Source organism: Corallococcus sp. CA041A (assembly GCF_003612075.1).
Taxonomy (GTDB): Bacteria; Myxococcota; Myxococcia; order Myxococcales; family Myxococcaceae; genus Corallococcus; species Corallococcus exiguus.
In genome coordinates this window covers 1-2,480 of record NZ_RAWF01000491.1, presented here as the reverse complement: position 1 = coordinate 2,480, position 2,480 = coordinate 1, and the positions used below count along the sequence as shown (strand labels likewise).

Here is a 2,480-nt window from a genome sequence, read left to right as displayed (position 1 = left end):
GCGGGTGGGCGACGTTCGGCGAGTACGTGGCGGGACAGTTCGCCATGGGCGGGCCGGTGCTGTTCCCGCTGGCGCTGGTGTACGCGGTGCGAGGGCCGAGGGAGCAGTTCCTGTTGCGCATGGCAGCGGTGATTCCGCTGCTGTTCTTCGGCTACGCGGCGGCGAAGACGCGGGGCGAGGCAAACTGGCCTGCGGCGGCGTATGTGGCGGCGTGCATTGGGGTCGCGGGGATGAGGCCCGTGTGGCAGCGGGCGGCGGCGTGGAGCGGGATGGCGGTGGTGCTCGCGGTGACGTCGCATCTGTTGTTCCCGGTGCTGACGTTCGAGCGCGACGTGGTGCTGGCGAGGACGCACGGTTGGGGCGTGCTGGAGCGGCTGAGGACGCCGGAGCAGCTGTTCCCGGGCATGGCGCCGGGGCCCACGGCGGTCTACGCGCCCACGTATCAACTGGCTTCGCAGGTCGCGTATACGGCGGGCGTGGAGACGGACACGGTGGGCCCGTCACGGCGCAAGAGCCAGTATGACCTCTGGCCTGAGCTGGAATTGAAGCCCGGGCAGGACGTGCTGTGGTGTTCGGAGAACGGCGCGGCACCGCCGGAAGAACTGGTGCAACGCTTTGGCTCCGTGGAGGGCCCGGTGAAGCTCACGGGGGTCTTCCGGGGACGGCGGCTGCACACGTTCACGGTGTGGCGGTTGATAAACAAGACGTAGTAATCCCAGGCTCGAAATCGAAATACCATCGTACCTTGAGACCTTATGAAATCCCTTCGCCCCTTGCCCTCTTGATCGCTGTCACCACAGCTGAATGCAGGAGGAACGGCGCGCGCCGTGCCTTCCCATGCTCCCGCAGCATCTGGCCTGAAGTCCCGGAGCGAAGGAGACTGCAGCCCAGTCATGCTGCCCGTGCTCGCGCTCAAGGCCTATGTTCATCAGAAGCTCTGCCGTCAGGCGCATCCCTTCATGTCGCTGCCCATCACAACACCTGCATCATGGCCGCAGACTCGACTCGAACTGCGGATGGAGTGTTGTTCCTGCGCATCCAGGGTGGCTCGAGTGACGGCGGATCCGTTGCCTAGAGCGCCGAACAGGTTAGGTCACGCCGCGAGTTGGTAGCGCGCGGCAACCTCAAGGTTTTGGACGACCGCGAGTCGCCTGAGGTCAAAGAGGTTGCGGCGCGTGCCGCGGTAACGGGCCTTCGGGCCCTGGCGGTTGGCGAGATGTGCCAGGCAATGCTCGACGCCGACACGCTCGCGGAGTTGTGCGCGGCCCGCGCGCGAGTGGAGACGTGCGCGAAGGCGCTGCTGGAGCCGCTCGTCGTCCCCCATCGTGACGCTGCGCCCCTTGCCGGACGCGGCCTGGGTACAGCTTGAGCGCAGCTTGCACGGCCCGCAGACTTCCGGGTCGAAGTGCACGACGGCACCGGGCTCGAAGGGCTCCACCTCGCCAGCAGGGCACGTGAGGGTGCCGTCGCGGACGTTCACTTTGAAGTCGCGCTTGCCGAAGAGTCCAGGCTTCGCGCTGGCTCCTCGCCACGGCCGACAGACGACGTCGCCGCCGCTCTCCAGCACGTCTTCGGCCATGGTGCTGTTGAGGTACGCCCTGTCGATGAGGAGGACATCGGGGAAGAGCTCCTGGTGGGCCATGTCTTCCTGCAGTGCAAGAGTCGCCTCCTCTTCGGGGCGGTTGGCTGGCGTCACGACACAGGCGACCACGAGTTCGGTGTCGAGGTCGGTGCCGACGTGCTGCTTGTAGCCATTGAATCGCTTGCTCTTGCTCTTGCGTCCGTGGCGCATGTCGGCGTCCTCGATGGAGATGCGCCTGTCAGCCGCCACGCCCTGTCGAATCTGCACGCCGCCCTCGGGGCGCGGCTCGAGGTCCTGCGCCTTCACCTGCGCGAGCGCTTCGATGTAGCGAGTCAGCGGAGCCGCGACGCACGACTTCGACTGCTTCGCCACCCAGGCCATGAGACGGTCGAGCTGCCGACACAGGCGATTGAGTGCGTCGAGCTTCGCGTCGGGCGCGCTCCAGTCGATATCGAGGCCGGCCTTGATGCTGCTGGCCAGCAGCAACGGCGCATCGGCCTGCTGACACACCTCCTCGACGTCGGTGCCGAGCGCGAGCGCCATGCCCTCGGCCACCTTGCGGCCTGCGTGGCCGAGCAGGTTGAGGGTGTCCTCAACCCGCCCGGCTCCTTCTAATACTACCCGGTCACTTGAATCCAGGTGGCTGCCATGATCGTAAGCGTTCACGGGGTGGTGCTCGACTGAGGGGGTAGTGAGGCAGCGAACGGTGGGCCTCACCACGCTCGACGTGGGCCGGGGGCGGCTTAGAAATAATGGAACGTGGCCACTCCCGACCCAAGAGATGCGCGTATCGCGGAGTTGGAGCGACTGCTGAGCGCGGCGCTCGCGCGAATCGAGCAGCAGGAGGCTCGCATTGCGCAGCAGGAGGCTCGCATCGCGGAGCTGGAGGCGCGGCTGC

Annotated in this window: 2 pseudogenes; one reads left to right on the top strand and one right to left on the bottom strand. The window is 66.7% G+C overall.

The features are described 5' to 3' along the window. Positions 1 to 710 (top strand): annotated as a pseudogene (locus D7V77_RS41485) (4-amino-4-deoxy-L-arabinose transferase); the annotation flags it as partial. A gap of 383 nt (positions 711 to 1,093) precedes the next feature. On the opposite strand, the pseudogene D7V77_RS41480 reads toward D7V77_RS41485, so the two are convergent. Next, positions 1,094 to 2,197, bottom strand: a pseudogene (locus D7V77_RS41480) (transposase); the annotation flags it as partial. Between the last annotated feature and the right edge of the window lie 283 nt (positions 2,198 to 2,480).